This window comes from Cupriavidus sp. C3SS-1 (genome assembly GCF_057073755.1).
Genome location: NZ_CP172700.1, coordinates 451,577 through 469,356, shown reverse-complemented (window position 1 = coordinate 469,356; position 17,780 = coordinate 451,577). Strand labels below are relative to the sequence as shown.

General features: G+C 66.9%; 15 protein-coding genes. 5 read left to right on the top strand and 10 right to left on the bottom strand.

The features are described from left to right. Positions 1–3: 3 nt before the first annotated feature. From ACIGJC_RS18180 to hutH, 3 genes are all read right to left on the bottom strand, one after another. A complete protein-coding gene (locus ACIGJC_RS18180) occupies positions 4–570 on the bottom strand; it encodes a cold shock domain-containing protein (protein WP_483713469.1) in 567 nt (188 codons plus the stop codon). Between the two features lie 210 nt (positions 571–780). Then, positions 781–2,163, bottom strand: a complete 1,383-nt coding sequence (locus ACIGJC_RS18175; protein WP_483713467.1) for an amino acid permease — start codon at positions 2,161–2,163, stop codon at positions 781–783. Positions 2,164–2,252: 89 nt separating this feature from the next. Continuing rightward, the gene (gene hutH / locus ACIGJC_RS18170; protein WP_483713466.1) at positions 2,253–3,809 is read right to left on the bottom strand and encodes a histidine ammonia-lyase; all 1,557 of its coding nucleotides are present in this window, start codon (positions 3,807–3,809) and stop codon (positions 2,253–2,255) included. Positions 3,810–4,353: 544 nt separating this feature from the next. Here hutH and ACIGJC_RS18165 point away from each other — a divergent pair. The 3 genes from ACIGJC_RS18165 (at position 4,354) to ACIGJC_RS18155 (ending at position 8,045) form a co-directional block, all read left to right on the top strand. Further along, positions 4,354–5,667 (top strand): CitMHS family transporter, encoded by a 1,314-nt coding sequence (locus ACIGJC_RS18165; RefSeq protein WP_483713465.1) that lies wholly within the window; start codon positions 4,354–4,356, stop codon positions 5,665–5,667. A gap of 9 nt (positions 5,668–5,676) precedes the next feature. After that, positions 5,677–6,828 carry an ABC transporter substrate-binding protein gene (locus tag ACIGJC_RS18160; RefSeq protein ID WP_483713464.1) on the top strand — a complete coding sequence of 384 codons (1,152 nt, stop codon included), beginning with the start codon at positions 5,677–5,679 and terminating at the stop codon, positions 6,826–6,828. A gap of 164 nt (positions 6,829–6,992) precedes the next feature. Beyond that, positions 6,993–8,045 carry an alpha/beta fold hydrolase gene (locus ACIGJC_RS18155; protein ID WP_483713463.1) on the top strand — a complete coding sequence of 351 codons (1,053 nt, stop codon included), beginning with the start codon at positions 6,993–6,995 and terminating at the stop codon, positions 8,043–8,045. Between the two features lie 38 nt (positions 8,046–8,083). Here ACIGJC_RS18155 and ACIGJC_RS18150 read toward each other — a convergent pair whose 3' ends face one another. From ACIGJC_RS18150 to ACIGJC_RS18140, 3 genes are all read right to left on the bottom strand, one after another. Further along, positions 8,084–8,347, bottom strand: coding sequence for a hypothetical protein (locus tag ACIGJC_RS18150; RefSeq protein ID WP_483713462.1), 264 nt, complete (start codon positions 8,345–8,347; stop codon positions 8,084–8,086). A gap of 196 nt (positions 8,348–8,543) precedes the next feature. Beyond that, entirely contained in the window at positions 8,544–9,017 is a 474-nt protein-coding gene (locus ACIGJC_RS18145; protein WP_483713461.1) for an OsmC family protein, read from the bottom strand. Positions 9,018–9,152: 135 nt separating this feature from the next. Beyond that, the gene (locus ACIGJC_RS18140) at positions 9,153–9,749 is read right to left on the bottom strand and encodes an AraC family transcriptional regulator (protein WP_483713460.1); all 597 of its coding nucleotides are present in this window, start codon (positions 9,747–9,749) and stop codon (positions 9,153–9,155) included. Positions 9,750–10,080: 331 nt separating this feature from the next. Between ACIGJC_RS18140 and ACIGJC_RS18135 the strand changes: the two genes are divergently transcribed. After that, positions 10,081–11,820, top strand: a complete 1,740-nt coding sequence (locus tag ACIGJC_RS18135; protein ID WP_483713459.1) for a cation:proton antiporter domain-containing protein — start codon at positions 10,081–10,083, stop codon at positions 11,818–11,820. Between the two features lie 43 nt (positions 11,821–11,863). On the opposite strand, the gene ACIGJC_RS18130 is transcribed toward ACIGJC_RS18135, so the two are convergent. The 4 genes from ACIGJC_RS18130 to ACIGJC_RS18115 all read right to left on the bottom strand — a co-directional run bounded on the left by ACIGJC_RS18130 (position 11,864) and on the right by ACIGJC_RS18115 (position 16,511). Next, positions 11,864–12,847 (bottom strand): Bug family tripartite tricarboxylate transporter substrate binding protein, encoded by a 984-nt coding sequence (locus tag ACIGJC_RS18130; RefSeq protein ID WP_483713458.1) that lies wholly within the window; start codon positions 12,845–12,847, stop codon positions 11,864–11,866. Positions 12,848–12,902: 55 nt separating this feature from the next. Further along, positions 12,903–14,111: a tricarballylate utilization 4Fe-4S protein TcuB gene (tcuB, locus tag ACIGJC_RS18125; RefSeq protein WP_483713457.1), complete on the bottom strand. Its 1,209-nt coding sequence runs from the start codon at positions 14,109–14,111 to the stop codon at positions 12,903–12,905. Continuing rightward, entirely contained in the window at positions 14,098–15,507 is a 1,410-nt protein-coding gene (gene tcuA / locus ACIGJC_RS18120; protein ID WP_483713456.1) for an FAD-dependent tricarballylate dehydrogenase TcuA, read from the bottom strand. The genes tcuB and tcuA overlap by 14 nt, the downstream gene beginning before the upstream one ends. A 77-nt stretch (positions 15,508–15,584) precedes the next feature. Then, the gene (locus ACIGJC_RS18115) at positions 15,585–16,511 is read right to left on the bottom strand and encodes a LysR family transcriptional regulator (protein WP_483713455.1); all 927 of its coding nucleotides are present in this window, start codon (positions 16,509–16,511) and stop codon (positions 15,585–15,587) included. A gap of 165 nt (positions 16,512–16,676) precedes the next feature. Between ACIGJC_RS18115 and cysK the strand changes: the two genes are divergently transcribed. Beyond that, positions 16,677–17,594, top strand: a complete 918-nt coding sequence (gene cysK, locus ACIGJC_RS18110; protein ID WP_483713453.1) for a cysteine synthase A — start codon at positions 16,677–16,679, stop codon at positions 17,592–17,594. Positions 17,595–17,780 lie beyond the last annotated feature (186 nt).

The following is a 17,780-nucleotide window of genomic DNA, read 5'->3' as shown; positions in this document are numbered from 1 at the left end:
GTGCTACTTCGACCACGGCGCCGTACACCACTGCTGCTCGCAAGGCACCCCATCATGGTTGCCGTCCATCTTGGTATCGGGACAGTTCTTCAGAAAGAATTTTGCTTCGCTACACGACGTCATCTGCGAGCAATGGGTTCGGCCGTCACAGTGGAAATGAACTTGTGCCACCTCGCCCGTATCGGCAGGCGCAGCCGCCTCGGCAACCCGCCATTCCTTGCTGCGTGCATGCCGGCTATAGGTAGAGTAGGCGTAGGCGCCAATCGCGACTGCCAACAACAGCGCGGTCAGCCGGGGCGTGAATGAGCGGCGACTCCGTACCTGTTGTACCAGTTTATGCGGCCGCTTCAAGCCTTGTCCCACTACCTTCCGATACACCCGGATCGCCGCGGGCTTGCCGTCCTTGCCGGCGCCGACCTCATAGTCCAGCGACTCTCCGACTGTTGGCCGCAAGCCGTCCCGGGGAAATGCACTGATGTGAACGAAGACTTCGCGGCCAGGGGCGGCGGGCGCAATGAAGCCAAAGCCGCGATCGTCATTCCAGGATTTGAGCTTGCCGGTAAATCGCATGGGGAGAATCGCAAAAAAAGCCTGAGACGATCCAGGCGACCGTTCCAGGCTTCATTCCGTAGGGATAAGCGCTGCCTGCGCCGCGCAATGTAGTGGCATCGCGTATCGGGTGTCAATACATGCTGGCGGCTCAAGGCCTCGATGTAGCGGACAGGCGCCCATGCCGGAACTGCCAGGCCTCGAACCGCGTCACGCCTGGCAAGACCAGCATCACGACGCGCGGGTCTCGCCGGCGAGGATCCGGTCGCCCTCTGGCTTGCCCCGCAGGTACCACGCGAGCGACAGCAGCGCCACCCAGCCCGCGCCGACATACAGCGCCACGCGCGTGTCTTCGACATACCCCAGCACGCCGATGACGAACAGCATGAAGGCAATCGCCAGCGCCGGTCCGGCCGGCCACAGCGGCACCTTGAACTTGAGGGCGCGGACTTCCTCGGCCGACAGGCGACGGCGCATGGCAACCTGCGACAGAAGGATCATGAGCCACACCCATACCGTGGCGAAGGTCGCGATCGATGCAATGATCACGAACACCTGCTCGGGAATCAGGTAGTTCAGCACCACGCCGCCGAGCAGCGCGGCCGCCATCGCCAGCACCGTCACCCACGGCACACCGTGACGCGAGGTGGTGCCGAAAAGACGCGGTGCGTGGCCTTGCTCCGCCATGCCGAACATCATCCGTCCGGCACCGAAGATGTTGCTGTTGATGGCCGAGATGGCGGCGGAAATCACGATGACGTTGAGGATCGCCGCGGCAGACTGGATGCCCAGCCCGGAGAAGATCTGCACGAACGGGCTGCCCTGGCCGCCAATGCCGGTCCACGGAAAGATCGCCATCAATACGGTCATGGTCAGCACGTAGAACAGCAGGATCCGCGCCGGCACGGCGTTGATGGCCCTTGGAATGACCTTCTCCGGATGCTTCGCTTCACCGCCGGTGATGCCGATGATCTCGATGCCGCCGTACGCAAACATCACCACCGCCAGCGACGCGATCAGTCCCCCGGCACCGTGCGGCAGAAAGCCTCCATGGGCCCACAGGTTGGTCAACCCCGGCGAGTGTTCGCCGTTCATCTTGACGCCGAGGAACAGGATCAGGGTGCCGCCAATGATCATGGCGCCGATAGCGAGGATCTTCACCAGCGCCAGCCAGAATTCGAGTTCCCCGAACACCTTCACGTTGCACAGGTTCAGGCCGCAGATCAGCATGACGATGCCGAGCACCCAGATCCATTGCGGCACCTCCGGAAACCAGAATCCCATGTAGATGCCGAATGCCGTCACGTCCGCCAGGCAGACGATGATCATTTCGAGGATATAGGTCCATCCGGTCAGGAACCCCGCGAGCGGCCCGAGGTACTCGCTGGCATACCGGCCGAACGAGCCGGACACCGGCTCGCGAACCGCCATCTCGCCGAGCGCGCGCATGACCATGTAGACGGCCGCGCCGCCCAGGATGTAGGCCAGGATGACGGCCGGTCCGGCAAGCTGGATGGCGGATGCCGAGCCGTAGAACAGGCCCGTGCCAATGGCCGAGCCGAGCGCAAGGAAGCGGACATGCCGCGCGCTCAGGTTGCGTTGCAGTTTTTTCAAGCTGTCTCCAGGAAGATATCGGAATGGGAGCCGCTGCTCCCATGGCGCGCGGGGCTTCGCCCGTTCCGCGCCGGTGCAGGTGTTTTGCCTTAGAGGCTGGGCAGCATGCCCGCGGACAGCATGCCCGTGAGGTGACGGCCGGCGATCAGTGCGCTGGCGCTTTCGATGTCCGGCGCGAAGTAGCGGTCCTTGTCGTAGAACGGCACCGACTGGCGCAGCAGGCCGCGCGCGCGTTCGAGCGTCTCGGAGGTCTTCGCGCCTTCGCGGAAATCGAGACCCTGGCACGCCGCGAGCCATTCGATGGCGACGATGCCCTTCACGTTGTCGGCCATTTCCCAAAGACGCTTTCCGGCGTTGGGGGCCATCGACACGTGGTCCTCCTGGTTCGCGGAGGTCGGCAGGCTGTCGACGCTGGCCGGATGGGCGAGCGCCTTGTTATCCGACGCCAGCGCGGCGGCCGTGACCTGCGCGATCATGAAGCCGGAGTTGACGCCGCCATTGGCGACGAGGAACGCCGGCAGCTGCGACATATGCTTGTCCATCATCAGCGAGATGCGCCGCTCGCTCAGTGCGCCGATTTCGGCCAGGGCCAGCGCGAGGTTGTCCGCCGCCATGGCCACCGGCTCCGCGTGGAAATTGCCGCCGGAAATGATGTCCCCTTCCTCGGCAAACACCAGCGGATTGTCGGAGACGGAGTTTGCTTCGACGGCGAGGACATCCGCCGCATTGCGGATCTGCGTCAGGCAGGCGCCCATCACCTGCGGCTGGCAGCGCAGCGAATAGGGATCCTGGACCTTTTCGCAGCCCGCATGGGATTGGCCGATCTCGCTCGTGGGGCCCAGCAGGTCGCGGTAGATCGCGGCCGAGTCGATCTGGCCGCGCTGACCACGCGCCGCGTGGATTCGGGGATCGAACGGCGCACGCGAGCCGAGCGACGCTTCGACGGTCAGCGCCCCGCAGACACTCGCCGCGGCAAACAAGTCTTCCGCCTGGAACAAGCCCTGCAGTGCGTAGGCGGTGGACACTTGCGTGCCGTTGAGCAAGGCCAGCCCTTCCTTGGCGGCGAGCGTGAGCGGTTGCAGGTCGGCCAGCGCCAGCGCTTCACGCGCGGGCAGCCACTGTCCGCGATGGCGTGCCTGGCCTTCGCCGAGCAGCAGCAGCGACATATGGGCCAGCGGCGCCAGGTCGCCCGAGGCACCGACCGAGCCTTTTAGCGGAATGCAGGGGTACACCTCGGCGTTAACCAGCGCGATCAGCGCGTGGATTACCTTGCGGCGGATACCGGACAAGCCGCGCGCCAGGCTATTGATCTTCAGCACCATGATCAGGCGCGCCAGCGCGTCATCGATCGGCTCGCCGACGCCGGCCGCGTGCGAGAGCACCAGCGAGCGCTGCAGGCTCTCCAGGTCATCCCGTGCAATGCGCGTCTGCGCCAGCAGGCCGAAGCCGGTGTTGATGCCATAGGCCGTGCGGCCCTCGGAGATCACGCTTTCCACGCACGCCACGCTGCGGTCGATCGCCGAGAAGGCGCGCTCGTCGAGCGTGATCCTGACGGGATGCTGGTGGACGGCGCGCAATTGCGCGAGCGTCAGCTCGCCGGGTTGCAGGTGCAGGGCGGTAGCCGACTGGTTTGCTTGAAGGGACATGTTCAGATTCACTGGGTGGCGCCGGGCATCGGCGGGGTCATACCGCTTGGCATCGGCAGGGGTGCTTATCTATGGTTGTACGTTATTGTATATACAAGCAGATGGATACTAGGGTATACCACTCCTGGTAACCCGCCCTGCCCGTGGGCAAGGCGCGGAACGCCCCGCTAACGGCACCACCGCATCGGGATAACCCTAGGCCCGCGTGACGGCGAAATGACAGCTTGGATGTCTAGCATCGCCGTCCCATAGCCCGCCATGGGCATTGGTCATAGGAGACAACTGTCATGCGCATCGCCGGCATGGTTGACAAAGCACAGCGCTCACGACAAGTCGGGTTCGTCGCGTCGCGTGCGGTAGAGCACACAGCACCGCTTCGCGCGGGCCTTTCGCGCAACATATGCTGCCTCACCGAGGCGTCGCAGCCCGCGATGCGATGCACGATTCTTGCCGCCCGCCACCCCGGCGAGCGAAAGCCCGATGCTGCGCGCACCGCCGCATCGGCCTGCCGGGTCGCGAACTACGCAGCGCCTGAGAATCGCCCATGCTGACCGCCATCGCCTATACGATGATCATCGTCTTCATGGCGCTGATCATGACCAAGCGCCTGTCGGCGATGGTTGCGCTGATCCTGGTGCCGATCGTCTTCGGGCTGCTGGCGGGCTTCGGCCTCGAGTTGGGGCCGATGATGCTGGAAGGCATCAAGAAGCTCGCCCCGACCGGCGTCATGCTGATGTTCGCGATCCTGTTCTTCGGGATCATGATCGATGCCGGCCTGTTCGACCCGGCCGTGCGAGTCATCCTCCGGCTGGTCGGCAATGATCCGACCAAGATCGTGATGGGAACGTTCGTGCTGGCGACGGTGGTCTCGCTCGACGGCGACGGCTCCACCACCTACATGATTACGTGCGCCGCCATGCTGCCGCTGTACAAGCGCCTGGGCCTGAGCCGCCTGGTGCTGGCCTGCGTCATCATGATGGCGGGCGGGCTCATGAACATCCTGCCGTGGGGCGGCCCGACCGCGCGCGCGGCCAGTTCGCTGGGCGTGGACGTGGGCCAGCTGTTCGTGCCGATGATCCTGCCGATGATCGTCACCGGTGTCTGGGGCCTGTTCGTCGCGGGCCTGCTGGGGCGCCGGGAAAAGAAGCGGCTTGGCGCCATTGCCTTGCAGCAAGCCGACCGGCCGGCCGACGGTGGCCCGGCAGTCACAGCCAGCGACCCGGCGACCGCGCGGCCGCGGCTGCTGTGGTTCAACCTTGCGCTGACGGTAGCCCTGATGGCACTGCTGATTCACGGCGCGATCCCGCTGCAGGTGCTGTTCATGGTGGCCTCGGCCATCGCCCTGATGGTCAACTACCCCAATATGCAGCACCAGAAGGAACGGCTCTCTGCGCATGCCGGCAATATCGTCCCGGTCGTTTCGCTGATTTTCGCCGCGGGCATTTTCGTGGGCATCCTGTCGGGCACGAAGATGGTGGATGCCATCGCCGCCAGCGTGATTGCCGGCCTGCCCAACTGGCTGGAGCCGTACCTCGCGGTGGTGACGGCGGTGCTGAGCGTGCCGTTCACGTTCTTCATCTCCAACGATGCCTTCTACTTCGGCATCCTGCCGATCCTCGCCAAGGCCGGTGCCGTGCACGGCATTACCGCGGCGGAACTGGGCCGCGCTTCGCTGATCGGCCAGCAGGTCCACCTGCTCAGCCCGCTGGTGGCGTCGACCTACCTGCTGGTCGGCCTGGCGGAGGTCGAGTTCGGCGACCATCAGCGCTTTACGCTGTTGTGGGCACTGTCGGCGGCGGTGGTGATGCTGGCCGCGTGCATTGTCTTCGGCGTGATCCCGTTCATGGGCCGGACCTGAGGCACTGCCATGCAAAATCACCGCACCTCACGGCTCGCCCGCCGACGCGCCCTGCTCGGGCTGGCGCTGGGCTGGCCGCTGGCATCGTCCGCGCAGAACGCCAATGAATTGCTGGACTACGCGCCACGGGCCAAGGCGCCGCCCGGCTACGACCCCGCCTATGCCGGCATGGTCGGAGCGGCCGAGGACGAAGGCCGGCTGGTGATCTACGCGACCACGGACGCCGACGTGGTGAGGCCGCTGCTGGCGGATTTCCAGTTGATGTATCCCCGCGTCCGGGTCGAGTACGACGACCTGACCAGCACCGAGCTGTATCACCGTTACCTGGCCGAGACCCAGCTCGGGACCGAGTCCGCCGACGTGCTGTGGAGTTCGGCGATGGACCTGCAGGCCAGCCTGGTCAGGCGCGGCTATGCCATGACCTACGCCTCGCCGGAGGCATCCGCCCTGCCCGCCTGGGCCCGCTGGCAGGATCAGGGCTGGGCCACCAGCATCGACCCGGTGGCGATCGCCTACAACCGGAAGCTGCTCCGCCCCGCCCAGGTACCACGCACGCACGCCGACCTGGCAAAGCTGATGGCGACACAGGCCGGCCAGCTGCGCCGCAAGGTCATCACCTATGACATCGAGAAATCCGGCCTCGGGTTCCTGCTGGCCACGCAGGATGCCGGGGCGGGGCCGGTCTTGTGGGACATCGCCACGGCACTGGGCAAGCTCGACACCCGCTATGTGTCCACCAGCGCCGCCATGCTGCGCCAGGTCGCCAATGGCAGCATGGCGCTCGCCTACAACGTGCTTGGCGCGTACGCGCTTGGCCAGGCGCGGAACAATCCGGCCATCGGCGTCGCCTTCCTGACTGACTACACGCTGGTGCTGTCACGCATCCAGCTGATCAGCCAGCGCGCGCGCCACCCGAACGCGGCGCGCTTGTGGATCGACTACACGCTGTCGCGGCGTGGCCAGAGCCTGATGGCGCAGCGCGCCGGACTGTACGCCGTGCGCAGCGATGTCGGCGGCGACACCACCGCCGCCCGGCTGGTGACGCAACTCGGCACCAGCATGCGGCCGATCCTGAACGACGCCGACCTGACGCGTCATCTCGATATCGCGGCCTATCGCGAGTTCGTGACACGCTGGCGCGCCGCCACGGGGCAGAAGTAGCAACACCGCGGAATCCGCCACTTCAGGCGGATTTCTTGTATCGGCATATTGGCCCGGCACGCGCTTATACACAGCGATACAAAGCCCCGGGATTCCCGACACATGCCGCCTGGAGCGGCCTCCTAGACTCGTGCTCAGGTTGATCAAGCACACAGGAGAAACAGATGTCGGAACGAATCGATGTGCCCCGCCGGGGCTTTCTGGGCGTCGCGGCGGCAACGCTGGCCGCGGCGCAACTGGGCCTCTCGCAAGCCGCCCGGGCACAGGCCAGCGTAGCGAAGGCGGCACCCCTGCCCCGGACCAGGCCTGGTACGCATACGGGCTTCGCACCAATCCGGCAGGTCAACGCCGGCGTGCTGAACGTCGGCTACGCCGAGGCCGGCCCGGCCGACGGGCCGGTCGCGCTGCTGCTGCATGGCTGGCCCTACGATATCCATAGCTTTGTCGACGTGGCGCCGCTGCTGGCGGCGCGCGGCTATCGCGTGATCGTCCCCTTCCTGCGCGGCAATGGCTCTACCACCTTCCTGTCGGCGGACACCAAGCGCAATGGCCAGCCTTCGGCCATCGCCGCCGACATGATCGCGCTGATGGATGCGCTCGCCATCCGCCACGCCGTGGTGGCCGGCTTCGACTGGGGCGCGCGCACCGCAGATATCATGGCAGCGCTGTGGCCGCAGCGATGCCGCGGACTGGTGTCGGTGAGCGGCTACCTGATCGGCAGCCAGGCCGCCGGCACGCAGCCGCTGCCGCCCGAGGCCGAACTGCAATGGTGGTACCAGTTCTACTTCGCCACGGACCGCGGCGCGGCCGGCTACCGCAAGTACACGCGGCGGTTCGCCAAACTGATCTGGAAGCTGGCATCGCCGCAATGGAACTTCGACGACGCCACTTTCGAGCGCAGCGCGGCCGCATTCGACAACCCCGACCATGTGGATATCACCATCCACAACTACCGCTGGCGGCAAGGGCTGGCCAGCGGCGAAGCGCGGTTCGATGACATCGAGAAGAAGCTGGCCACGGCGCCGGCCATCCTCGTGCCGACCATCACCATGGAAGGCGATGCCAACGGCGCGCCCCATCCCGAGCCCAGCGCCTATGCCAGCAAGTTCACCGGCCGCTATGAGCACCGCGAACTGACCGGCGGCATCGGCCACAACCTGCCGCAGGAAGCGTCTGCCGCCTTTGCGCAGGCCGTCCTTGACGTAGACCGGCGCTGAGGCGGGACGATGGTTCGGTGCCCGAAGGGGCGCGCCAGTTACAGCGGCACGACCTTCGGCGGGCCTTTCGGCTGGAACGGGAATCCCGGCGGAAATTCGGGCAGTGCCGGCATCGGCGGCATCGGGGGGAACGATGGCAATGGCGGCATCGCGGGCATCGGCGGCATTGGCATGTGTCCGCTGGGGTCAGGCTCCCCGACCGCAATGGACCGCATATCGTTATAGCCGCCGCGGATGGCGGCACGTGCGCCGAGGTCCAGTTCGCGGGTGCACGGCAGGTTTTCGATCAGTAGCGTGGACATGGGAATCTCCTGTAGTCATGGAAAGCGAACGGCGGAAACGACGTTCGACCGGAACTATGCAGATGCCGTGCCACGGAAGGCACGGGTCTTCAGGTGCGCGCTACGGCCTTGCGTGGAGGCCATCTGGTGGGCCGCGGCCAACAGCCGCGCGAAACGTCAGCGCGGCCCGAACAGCGGTATCCACCTGCCTTGTTTCCTAAGCGCCAACCTGCTCGATGGTCGGCTCGCACAGGATCGGAAAATTGACCGAATTGGCAATGAAGCATTGCTCGTGTGCGGCATGGTGCAGCTGCTTCGCCCGTTCGGGATCATCCGACGCGCGGATGGCGACGCGCGGCCGCAGCACGATCTGCGTGAACTGGCTGCGCTCGCCCTCGACCATCGTGCCATGCGCTTCATCCGCATACGCCAGCACGGCGATGCCCGCGTCGGCGCACAGGTGCAGGTACCAGAGCTTGTGGCATGCCGACACCGACGCCACCAGCAGGTCCTCGGGATTCCAGCGTGCCGCGTCGCCCAGGAACGCCGGGTCCGACGAGCCGGGAATGGCTGGCTTGGCCCCCGAGCGGATCATGTAGTCGCGTGCATAAGCCCGGTAGCCCGACGTCCCGCTTCCCTTGTTGCCGGTCCATTCGACCGACACACGATAGTGATGTTCACGCTTGGCCATGTCTGCGCTGCTCCCTAGTCGATGCCGTTGAAGTGCAACGCATGACGGGCCGGCCGGCCCTGCGTCGCCGGACTCCATTATTCCAAAGGACGCGAAACACGGTCGAAGGCCGCGGCTCCGGGCGCGGAAAACGGCTCAGGCGATCGAGCGCCGCAGTGCGCGCGACGGGTGGCTCGCCAGCCGCCGCGCCATCTGCAAGGAGACGCCGAAGCGGTCATAGAACGCGGATTCCACATCGCCGGCCGCAGGCCAGCCGACAAAGCGCTTCAGGTCCGCCATGGCGACGTCGCCGGTCAAGGCTTCGAACAGCAGGCGCATCAGCCGTTGCGTGCGGCAAAGGTCCGTCAGCGCCGTGCCTTGCGAGAACAACAGGCGGCGCAGCTGCGCCGCGGGCATGTCGAGCCGCTCCGCGATAAATCCGGCGCTCCACGCATATTGGGGCTGGAGAAACACGCGGCGCGAGATCCGTTGATGGAGGGCGTCCCGCGGTGCGCCGGGCATGCCGCGCCGGATCTCGAAGGTGCAGGACGACGGCTGCGCACCGCTGCCATCCAGGTGCATGTCGATGGTTTCAAACGGCTCGATCGTGACTTCCTGCCCAGGCATCAGCAGGCGCTCGTAGCCGCGCCGCCGGATGACCGACCTGCCCTGCGTGGGCACGACCGTCAGCGGAAACGCCAGGAACAGGCGCTGCAGGCTGACGTGCGAGTGTGACTGCAGGTGGGCGCGCATGGTGGGTCGGAGGTCGGTCGGGAGTCGGTCGCAAGTCGGTCGTTTCGGGCAGCATCATCGCCGCTAACCGTGCGGCGCACCATCTGCAATTTCCGAACGCACCGTTTGCCTGCGCCACACGCAGCGGTCCCGCTGCCGAGCCGTTCCAGGTCATTCCCAAGCGCTCCGCGCGAGCCCGTTCGACAGGTTTGCCGCCGGATGCCGTTATCATGAGGGGGCCTGGTATGTCTGCCGGCGCACGGCAGACTCACCGTTGCCTGAATGGCAAGGGACTGCCGGGCCCGCCGCAGGACCGCTGCCGTTTTCAATCCGCCGCTCCCATTCGTCCTGCATGGAACACAACATACCTCTTATCACCACGCTTGCCGCCGGCTTCGGCATCGCCCTGGTCCTTGGCTACCTGGCCGAGCGATTCAAGGTGCCGGCGCTGGTCGGCTACCTGGTCGCCGGCATCATCATCGGCCCGGGCACGCCGGGCTTCGTCGCCGACGTCCATCTGGCGTCCCAGCTTTCCGAGATCGGCGTGATGCTGCTGATGTTCGGCGTGGGGCTGCATTTTTCGCTGAAAGACCTGCTGGCGGTCAAGCGCATCGCCGTGCCCGGCGCGGTCGTGCAGATGGCACTGGCGACGGCGCTCGGCGCGGGCGTGGCGTGGCTGTGGGACTGGCATTGGGGCAGCGGGCTGATCTTCGGGCTCTCGCTGTCGTGCGCCAGCACGGTGGTGCTGCTCAAGGCGCTGGAGACGCGTGGCGTGCTCGAAAGCATGAACGGCCGCATCGCCGTGGGCTGGCTGGTGGTCGAAGACCTGGCCACGGTGCTGGTGCTGGTGCTGCTGCCGCCGTTGGCCGGGATTCTCGGCGGATCGACGGGCACCGAAGCGGCCGAGGCCACATCGCTATGGACCACCATCGCGATGACGCTGCTGCAGGTGGGCGCCTTCATCGCGCTGATGCTGGTAGCAGGCCGAAGAGTGCTGCCGTGGTTCCTGTGGCTGGTGGCGCGCACCGGCTCGCGCGAGCTGTTCACGCTGTCGGTCATCGCCGCCGCCATCGGCATCGCCTATGGCGCGGCGCAGCTGTTCAGCGTCTCGTTCGCACTGGGCGCGTTCTTCGCGGGCATGGTCATGCGCGAATCCGAGTTCAGCCACCGCGCGGCGCAGGAATCGCTGCCGCTGCGCGACGCGTTCTCGGTGCTGTTCTTCGTCTCGGTCGGCATGCTGTTCAAGCCGGCGATCCTGATCGAGCAGCCGCTGCACGTGCTGGCCACCGTGGCGATCATCATCCTGGGCAAATCGGCCGCGGCCTTCGGGCTCGTGCTGGCCTTCCGCTATCCGCTCAATACCGCGCTGACGGTATCGGCCAGCCTTGCGCAGATCGGCGAGTTCTCTTTCATCCTGGCCGGCCTGGGCCTGTCGCTCGGGCTGTTGCCGGCCGAGGGCATGAGCCTGGTGCTGGCGGCCGCGCTGATCTCGATCGCGCTGAACCCGGTGCTGTTCGCCGTCAACGAACCGTTCCGGCGCTGGATCCTCAAGCGCTCGGCACTGGCCCGGGGCCTGGAGCAGCGCGGCGACCCCTACGCCGAACTGCCGATGAGCACCGAGCGCAAGTACCTGGAAGGCCAGGTGGTGCTGGTCGGCTATGGCCGCGTGGGCCGGCGCATTGCCAGTGCGCTGCAGGCGCGCCGCATTCCGTATGTGGTCGCGGAGCAGAACCGGGAGCTGGTGGAAAGCCTGCGCAATCGCGGCATCGCGGCGGTCTCCGGCAATGCCGCCGAGCCCGCCGTCCTGATCCAGGCCCATATCGCGCGCGCCGCGATGCTGGTGGTGGCGATTGCCGATCCGATCGATGTGCGCCAGATGGCCGGCATCGCGCGCACGCTCAATCCGTCGATCGAGGTCGTCCTGCGCACGCACAACGAGGACGAGTCCGTCATGCTGCGCAAGGAAGAGATCGGCACGGTCTTCTATGGCGAGGAGGAACTGGCCAGGGGCATGACCGCCCATGTGCTGGAGCGCTTTGCCCCAGGGCCGCAGGTTCACGCCTCAGGCCATGCCGCAGGACACGCGGCCTGAGCTACAGGACTTGAAAACGCGCGGGGCATTGCGCCCCCCGCCATCAATCCGCGGCGGCACCCGACGACTTCGCCACCTTCGTCCACCGCTGCGTCTCCTTGCCGATGAAATCGCCCAGCTGCGCCGGCGTCATGTCGCCGGCGGTCACGCCCTGCTCCTCGAAGCGTTTCAGCACATCCGGCTGCTTCAGCGCCTTCGCCAGCTCCGTGCCCAGGCGCTGCGTCACCGCGGCGGGCGTGCCGCGCGGCGCCATCAGCGCAAACCAGGTAGTCACCTCGTAACCCTTGATCCCGCTTTCCTCGAGCGTGGGCACGCCTGGGTAGGCCGGGGACCGTTTCGCGGTGGTGACGGCCAGCGCCCTGACCTTGCCCGAACGGACGTGGGGCGCGGCCGAAGGGCTGGTTTCAATGGCCATCTGGATCTGCCCGGCGATCAGGTCGGTCATCATCGGTGCGCCACCCTTGTACGGGACGTGGACGATGTCGGTGCCTGTCATGGACCGGAACAGTTCTCCCGACAGATGCTCGGTACTGCCCGGTCCGGCGGAGCCGTAGTTGACCTGCCCGCGGTGGGACTTGATATAGGCGATCAGCTCCGCCACGGATTTCACAGGCATCGACGGGCTGACCAGCAGCACATTGGGCGTCAGCGCCACCAGGCCAACCGGCACCAGGTCGCGCGTGAAGTCGTAGGGCAGCGACTTGTAGATGCCGGGCGCCATGGTATGTGCCACGGTGGCCAACAGCACCGTGTAGCCATCCGGCGTGGCGCGCGCGACGTTGGCCGCGCCAAGCGTGCCGCCGGCGCCGGGGCGGTTGTCCACCACCACGGGCTGGTGCAGGGCTTCGCCGAGTTTTTGTCCGATGGTTCGGGCGATGATGTCCGTGGTGCCGCCGGAGGCGAACGGCACGACGAGGGTGACAGGCTTGTCGGGCCAGCTCTGGGCGGCGGCGGGTGCCAGGCCGGACAGTGCCAGGCCCGCTCCGAGCAGGCAGGCCAGAGCAGTGCGGCGAACGGTATTGGTCATCGGACGGTCTCCTTGGGGATAGATGGTTTTCTTGTCGGTGCGGCAGCGTTCAGCTTCAGTCCGAGCCGAGCTGCAACGCATTAGGCTGGCGCTTCTCGATGGCGGACTTGAGCAGCGCCGCGCAGCGGTAGATGCCGTGCGCGAACTTGCCGAACGGCAGCGTGGCGAAGAGCGCCATGACCACGCCCAGGTGCACGGCCAGCAGCATGGCCATGGCGCCGGTATCGCGGCCGGCCAGCAAGGCCAGGCCGGAAGCCGCGGTGAGCAGCAGCAGCGCGATGAAGCCGCGATCCATGGGGCGCTGGGCCGCATCCCCGCGGGCCGGGTCGCGCCGCAGGTTCAGCCACAGGAGTCCGGCCGGGCCGGCGAGCAGCCCGATGCCGCCGGCCATGCCCAGCAGCACGGGCAGGCTGCCCACCGGATAAGGCGCATGCATTCCCAGCACATAGTGGTACAGCGTGGCCACCGCGGTCGATGCAAAGCACGCCATGAAGCCGTAGAACGTCAGGTGGTGGAAGCGTCGGCGTGCCAGCGTGAAGCGGTCGTCCTCCTCGTTGCAGCCCTTGCCGTGCCCGCCGTCGAGGTACCGAAGCGTGAGCGCGTTGAGGGCGGCTTCGCCAACGGCCGGCGGGGTAGCGCGCCCCGGCGACACGTCGCGCCAGAAGGTCCGCACTCCGATGCCCAGCGACAGCACCGCAAAGCCGAAGACCGCGCCGAACATCGCGGCCATCATGTTGTGCGGGAAGATCGCGTAGAAGTTGCCGGCCAGCGGCGAGTGCCACAGCGATCCCTGCCGCGCGATGACTAGCAGCAGGAACAGCGCCAGGCCGAAGGCCAGCGCCAGCGCCACGGTCAGGCCATTGCGCCGGTACAGCGCGCCCAGCGGCGCCGGCCATGCGTACTCGGCGTAGGTCTCGCCACGGACCCGCGCCATGGCCTGCGGGACATTCACCGCGAATTCATGCGGCGGTGCGTACTGGCAGGCGTGATAGCAGGCGCCGCAGTTGTGGCACAGGTTGGCCAGGTAGTTCACGTCCGCCTTGCCGAAGGAGAGCCTTCTCGTCATGGCGGGAAACACGGCGCAAAAGCCCTCGCAGTAGCGGCAGGCATTGCAGATCTGCATTTGCCGGGCTACCTCGGCTTCGTTGCCGCTCAGGGGCAGTACGCGGATGGGGATGGTTTTCCTGTCATCGGCGCCTTGCCGGGCCATGCCGCCTGCGGCTTCTTCGCCGGCCTCGCGTACCAGCGCTTCAAGCTGCTTCACGTCGTGCTCCTTTCGATTGTGCGGCCGCCCGTGCCGCCTGCGTGCCGGCAATACGGCCGAACGCGGTGCCGATCGACATGCCGACCCCGGCCGTATAGCCCTTGCCCAGCACATTGCCGGCCATCATCTCGCCGGCCACGAACAGGTTGGCGCTGGGTTGTCCGTTGAAATGCACCGCGGCGTGCTCGTCGACCTTCAGGCCAAGGTAGGTAAAGGTGATGCCCGGGCGCAGCGCGTAGCCGTAGAACGGCGCGGTGTCGATGGGGCGTGCCCAGTGCGTCTTCGGCGGCAGCAGGCCTTCCGTGCGGCAGTCATCCAGCGTCGTGTGGTCGAAGGTGCCGCTGCGGCAGGCGGCGTTGTAGGCCGCCACGCTGTCCACGAAATCCTGCTCGGGCAGACCGAGCTTGCGGGCCAGTTCGGGCAGGTTGTCAGCCACCGTGCCGGGAAACACCGGCGGCATGAAGCGGCCGACGGCCTTGGCATCGATGATCGAGTAGGCGATCTGGCCGGGCTGCTGGGCCACCAGGCGGCCCCAGATGGCGTAGCGCTTGGGCCAGAAGTCCTCGCCCTCGTCGTAGAAGCGCTCGGCATCGCGATTGACCACCACGCCCAGCGATACGCAGTCGATGCGCGTGCAGATGCCGCCGTCATACAGCGGCGCGCGCGCGTCGATGGCCACGCAGTGCGACTGCGACGGATCGCCGATCGCGTCCGCGCCGGACTCGATCATGTGTTTGAGCAGCACGCCCATGTTGAAGCGCGTGCCGCGGATCAGGAAATTGTCGGCCGGCCATTCGCCGCGCTCGTTCTGGCCCCACGCTTCGCGCAGCCAGGCTCGATTCGATTCGAAGCCGCCCGCCGCCAGCACGCATGCGCGCGCCGCGAAACGCTGGTCGCCGCTGCGCGCGGCCACGAAGCGGCCGCCGTCGAGTTCGATGGCATCGACCGGTGTCTCGTATCGGACCTGGACGCCCATGGCCTCGGCACTGCGGTAGTAGGCATTGACCAGCGCCTTGCCGCCGCCCATGAAGAAGGCATTGGTACGGGCCACGTGCAGCGCGCCCGAGAGCGGCGGCTGGAAATGCACGCCATGGCGGCGCATCCACGGGCGGCAGGTCGAAGACGCGCGGATGACCAGCCGCGCCAGTGCCTCATTGGTGAGTCCGCCGGTGACCTTGAGCAGGTCCTGCCAGTACTCCTCTTCCGGGTAGCTGTCGACCAGCACGTCCTGCGGCGCATCGTGCATGCAACGCAGGTTGCGCGTGTGCTGGGAGTTGCCGCCGCGCCAGGCCCTGGGGGCGGCTTCCAGCAGCAGCACGCTGGCGCCGGCCTCGCGCGCCATGAGTGCGGCGCACAGGGCGGCGTTGCCCCCGCCGATTACGAGTACGTCCCACATCAGTACAGTCTCCGTGATTTGCGGCGACTGTACTGAGCGGCCCGATGCCCCGCCAGACGGGATCGGGCAACGGGTGTTTACGAATCGTGAAGGGTAGCGCCGGGCCAGCGGCGGGCGCGCACCAGATCGCGCGCCACGGCGGCGAGCGTGCCGCGCGCGGCCAGGCCCGCGGGAGACAACTCGTCGTCCGACAGGCTGGCCAGCAGGTTCGGGCGCCGCGCCGCGGTGTCGGCAATGGGGATCATCGCCAGGGGCTCGCCGCCCAGGCGCGCCACCGCCGCGCCGGGCTGCACCGTGGCGCCAAGTCCCGCGCGCACGGCATCCATCAGCATGGCCAGGCCATCGATTTCCGCGACCACGTTGGGCTGGTGGCGGCCCCGCGCGAAGGCGGCATCAAGCACGGAACGCAGACCGTGCGGGCTGCTTGGCAGGATCAGCGGCAGCCCGCGCAGTTGCGCAAGCCTTGCCGTCTTGCCCGTCGGCAGACCGGGCATGTCATCGCGGCTGATCAGAAACAGGCGCTCGGTAAGCAGCGGTGCCAGGCTCCAGCGATGGTGGCCCTCCGCCTGGAACAGGACGGCCAGGTCTAGCTGGCGCGTGCCGATCATCGTCGCCAGGTTGCCTGACAGGCTTTCCACGAGATGCAGGCGGATGTCGGGATAGCGCTCGCGCATGGCCTGCATGAAGGGCAGGCCCAGCACGCTGATGGTGCTCGGCGCCATGCCTACACTGACGTGGCCGGAGAGCCTGGCAAGCTGGGCGGCGCGTACTGCGTCGTCGGCATGGCGCACAGCCAGTTGCGCCTGGCGCCAGAATGCCAGTCCGGCATCGGTCGGCACGACGCCCGTCGAGGTGCGCCGCAGCAGGCGCGTGGAAAGCTCGCCCTCCAGGCGACTTATCTGCTGGCTGAGCGCCGATGTGACCACGCCCAGCTTCTGGGCGGCCTGCCCCATGCTGCCGAGTTCGACGACCTGCAGAAAGTACCGCAATTGCCTGAGCTCCATCCGGCCCTCCTCTCAACCAGTTCCCCTCCAGGCACGCGGACGATCCCTGGCAGCGGCTCGTGATCATTATCCGTGAACGGCGGGAGCGGCCATGAAAATTTCAATAGAATCCCGGTTGGTCCGCATTCGCGCAGCGCCGTGACGCTGCGCCCCTTTGGAGGAAACATGAAGGCAGTCAATATCCTGGAAACCATCGGCAATACGCCGCATATCCGCATCAACCGGCTGTTCGGCAATGGCCATGAAGTCTGGATCAAATCGGAACGGTCGAACCCGGGCGGGTCGATCAAGGACCGCATCGCGCTGTCGATGGTGGAAGATGCCGAACGCCGTGGCGTGCTTAAGCCGGGCGGCACCATTGTCGAGCCGACGTCGGGCAATACCGGCATCGGCCTGGCGATGGTGGCCGCGGTCAAGGGCTACAAGCTGATCCTGGTGATGCCCGACAGCATGTCGCTCGAACGCCGCCGCCTGATGCTCGCCTACGGCGCGACCTTTGACCTGACCCCGCGAGAGAAAGGCATGAAGGGCGCGATCGCCCGCGCCGAGGAACTGATCGCCGCCATTCCCGGCGCCTGGATGCCCCAGCAGTTCGAAAACGCGGCCAACATCGAAGTCCATGCGCGTACCACCGCCCAGGAAATCCTGGAGGATTTCCCCGAAGGGCTCGACGTGCTGATCACCGGTGTCGGCACGGGCGGCCATATTTCCGGCTGCGCGCAGGTGCTCAAGCAGAAGTGGCCGCAGCTCAAGGTATTCGCCGTCGAGCCGTCGGCTTCGCCCGTGATTTCCGGCGGCGCACCGGCACCGCATCCGATCCAGGGCCTGGGCGCCGGCTTTATCCCGGCCAACCTGAAGACCGGCCTGCTCGATGGCGTGATCCAGGTGGATGCCGAACCGGCCCGCGACATGGCGCGCCGCTGCGCCAGCGAAGAAGGCATCCTGGTCGGCATTTCGTCGGGTGCCACCCTCGCCGCGATCGCCGGCAAGCTACCCGAGTTGCCGGCCGGCGCACGCGTGCTGGGCTTCAACTATGACACCGGCGATCGCTACCTGACGGTCGAGGGCTTCCTGCCCGCCTGAGGCGGGCGTGTGTGCACCGGCGGGCAACGCCGGTGCACGGTTCGATGCGCGCCATCGGATCCCGCGGCAGCAGATCTCCGCTCGCCGCGGTGCGTTCAAGTCTTGATGCCGGTCAAGCTGCTATCGCCCGCTGCGGCTACGCTGGACCAGAAGGGCCCACTCGGTGCCTCTTACGATTTGCCGTCC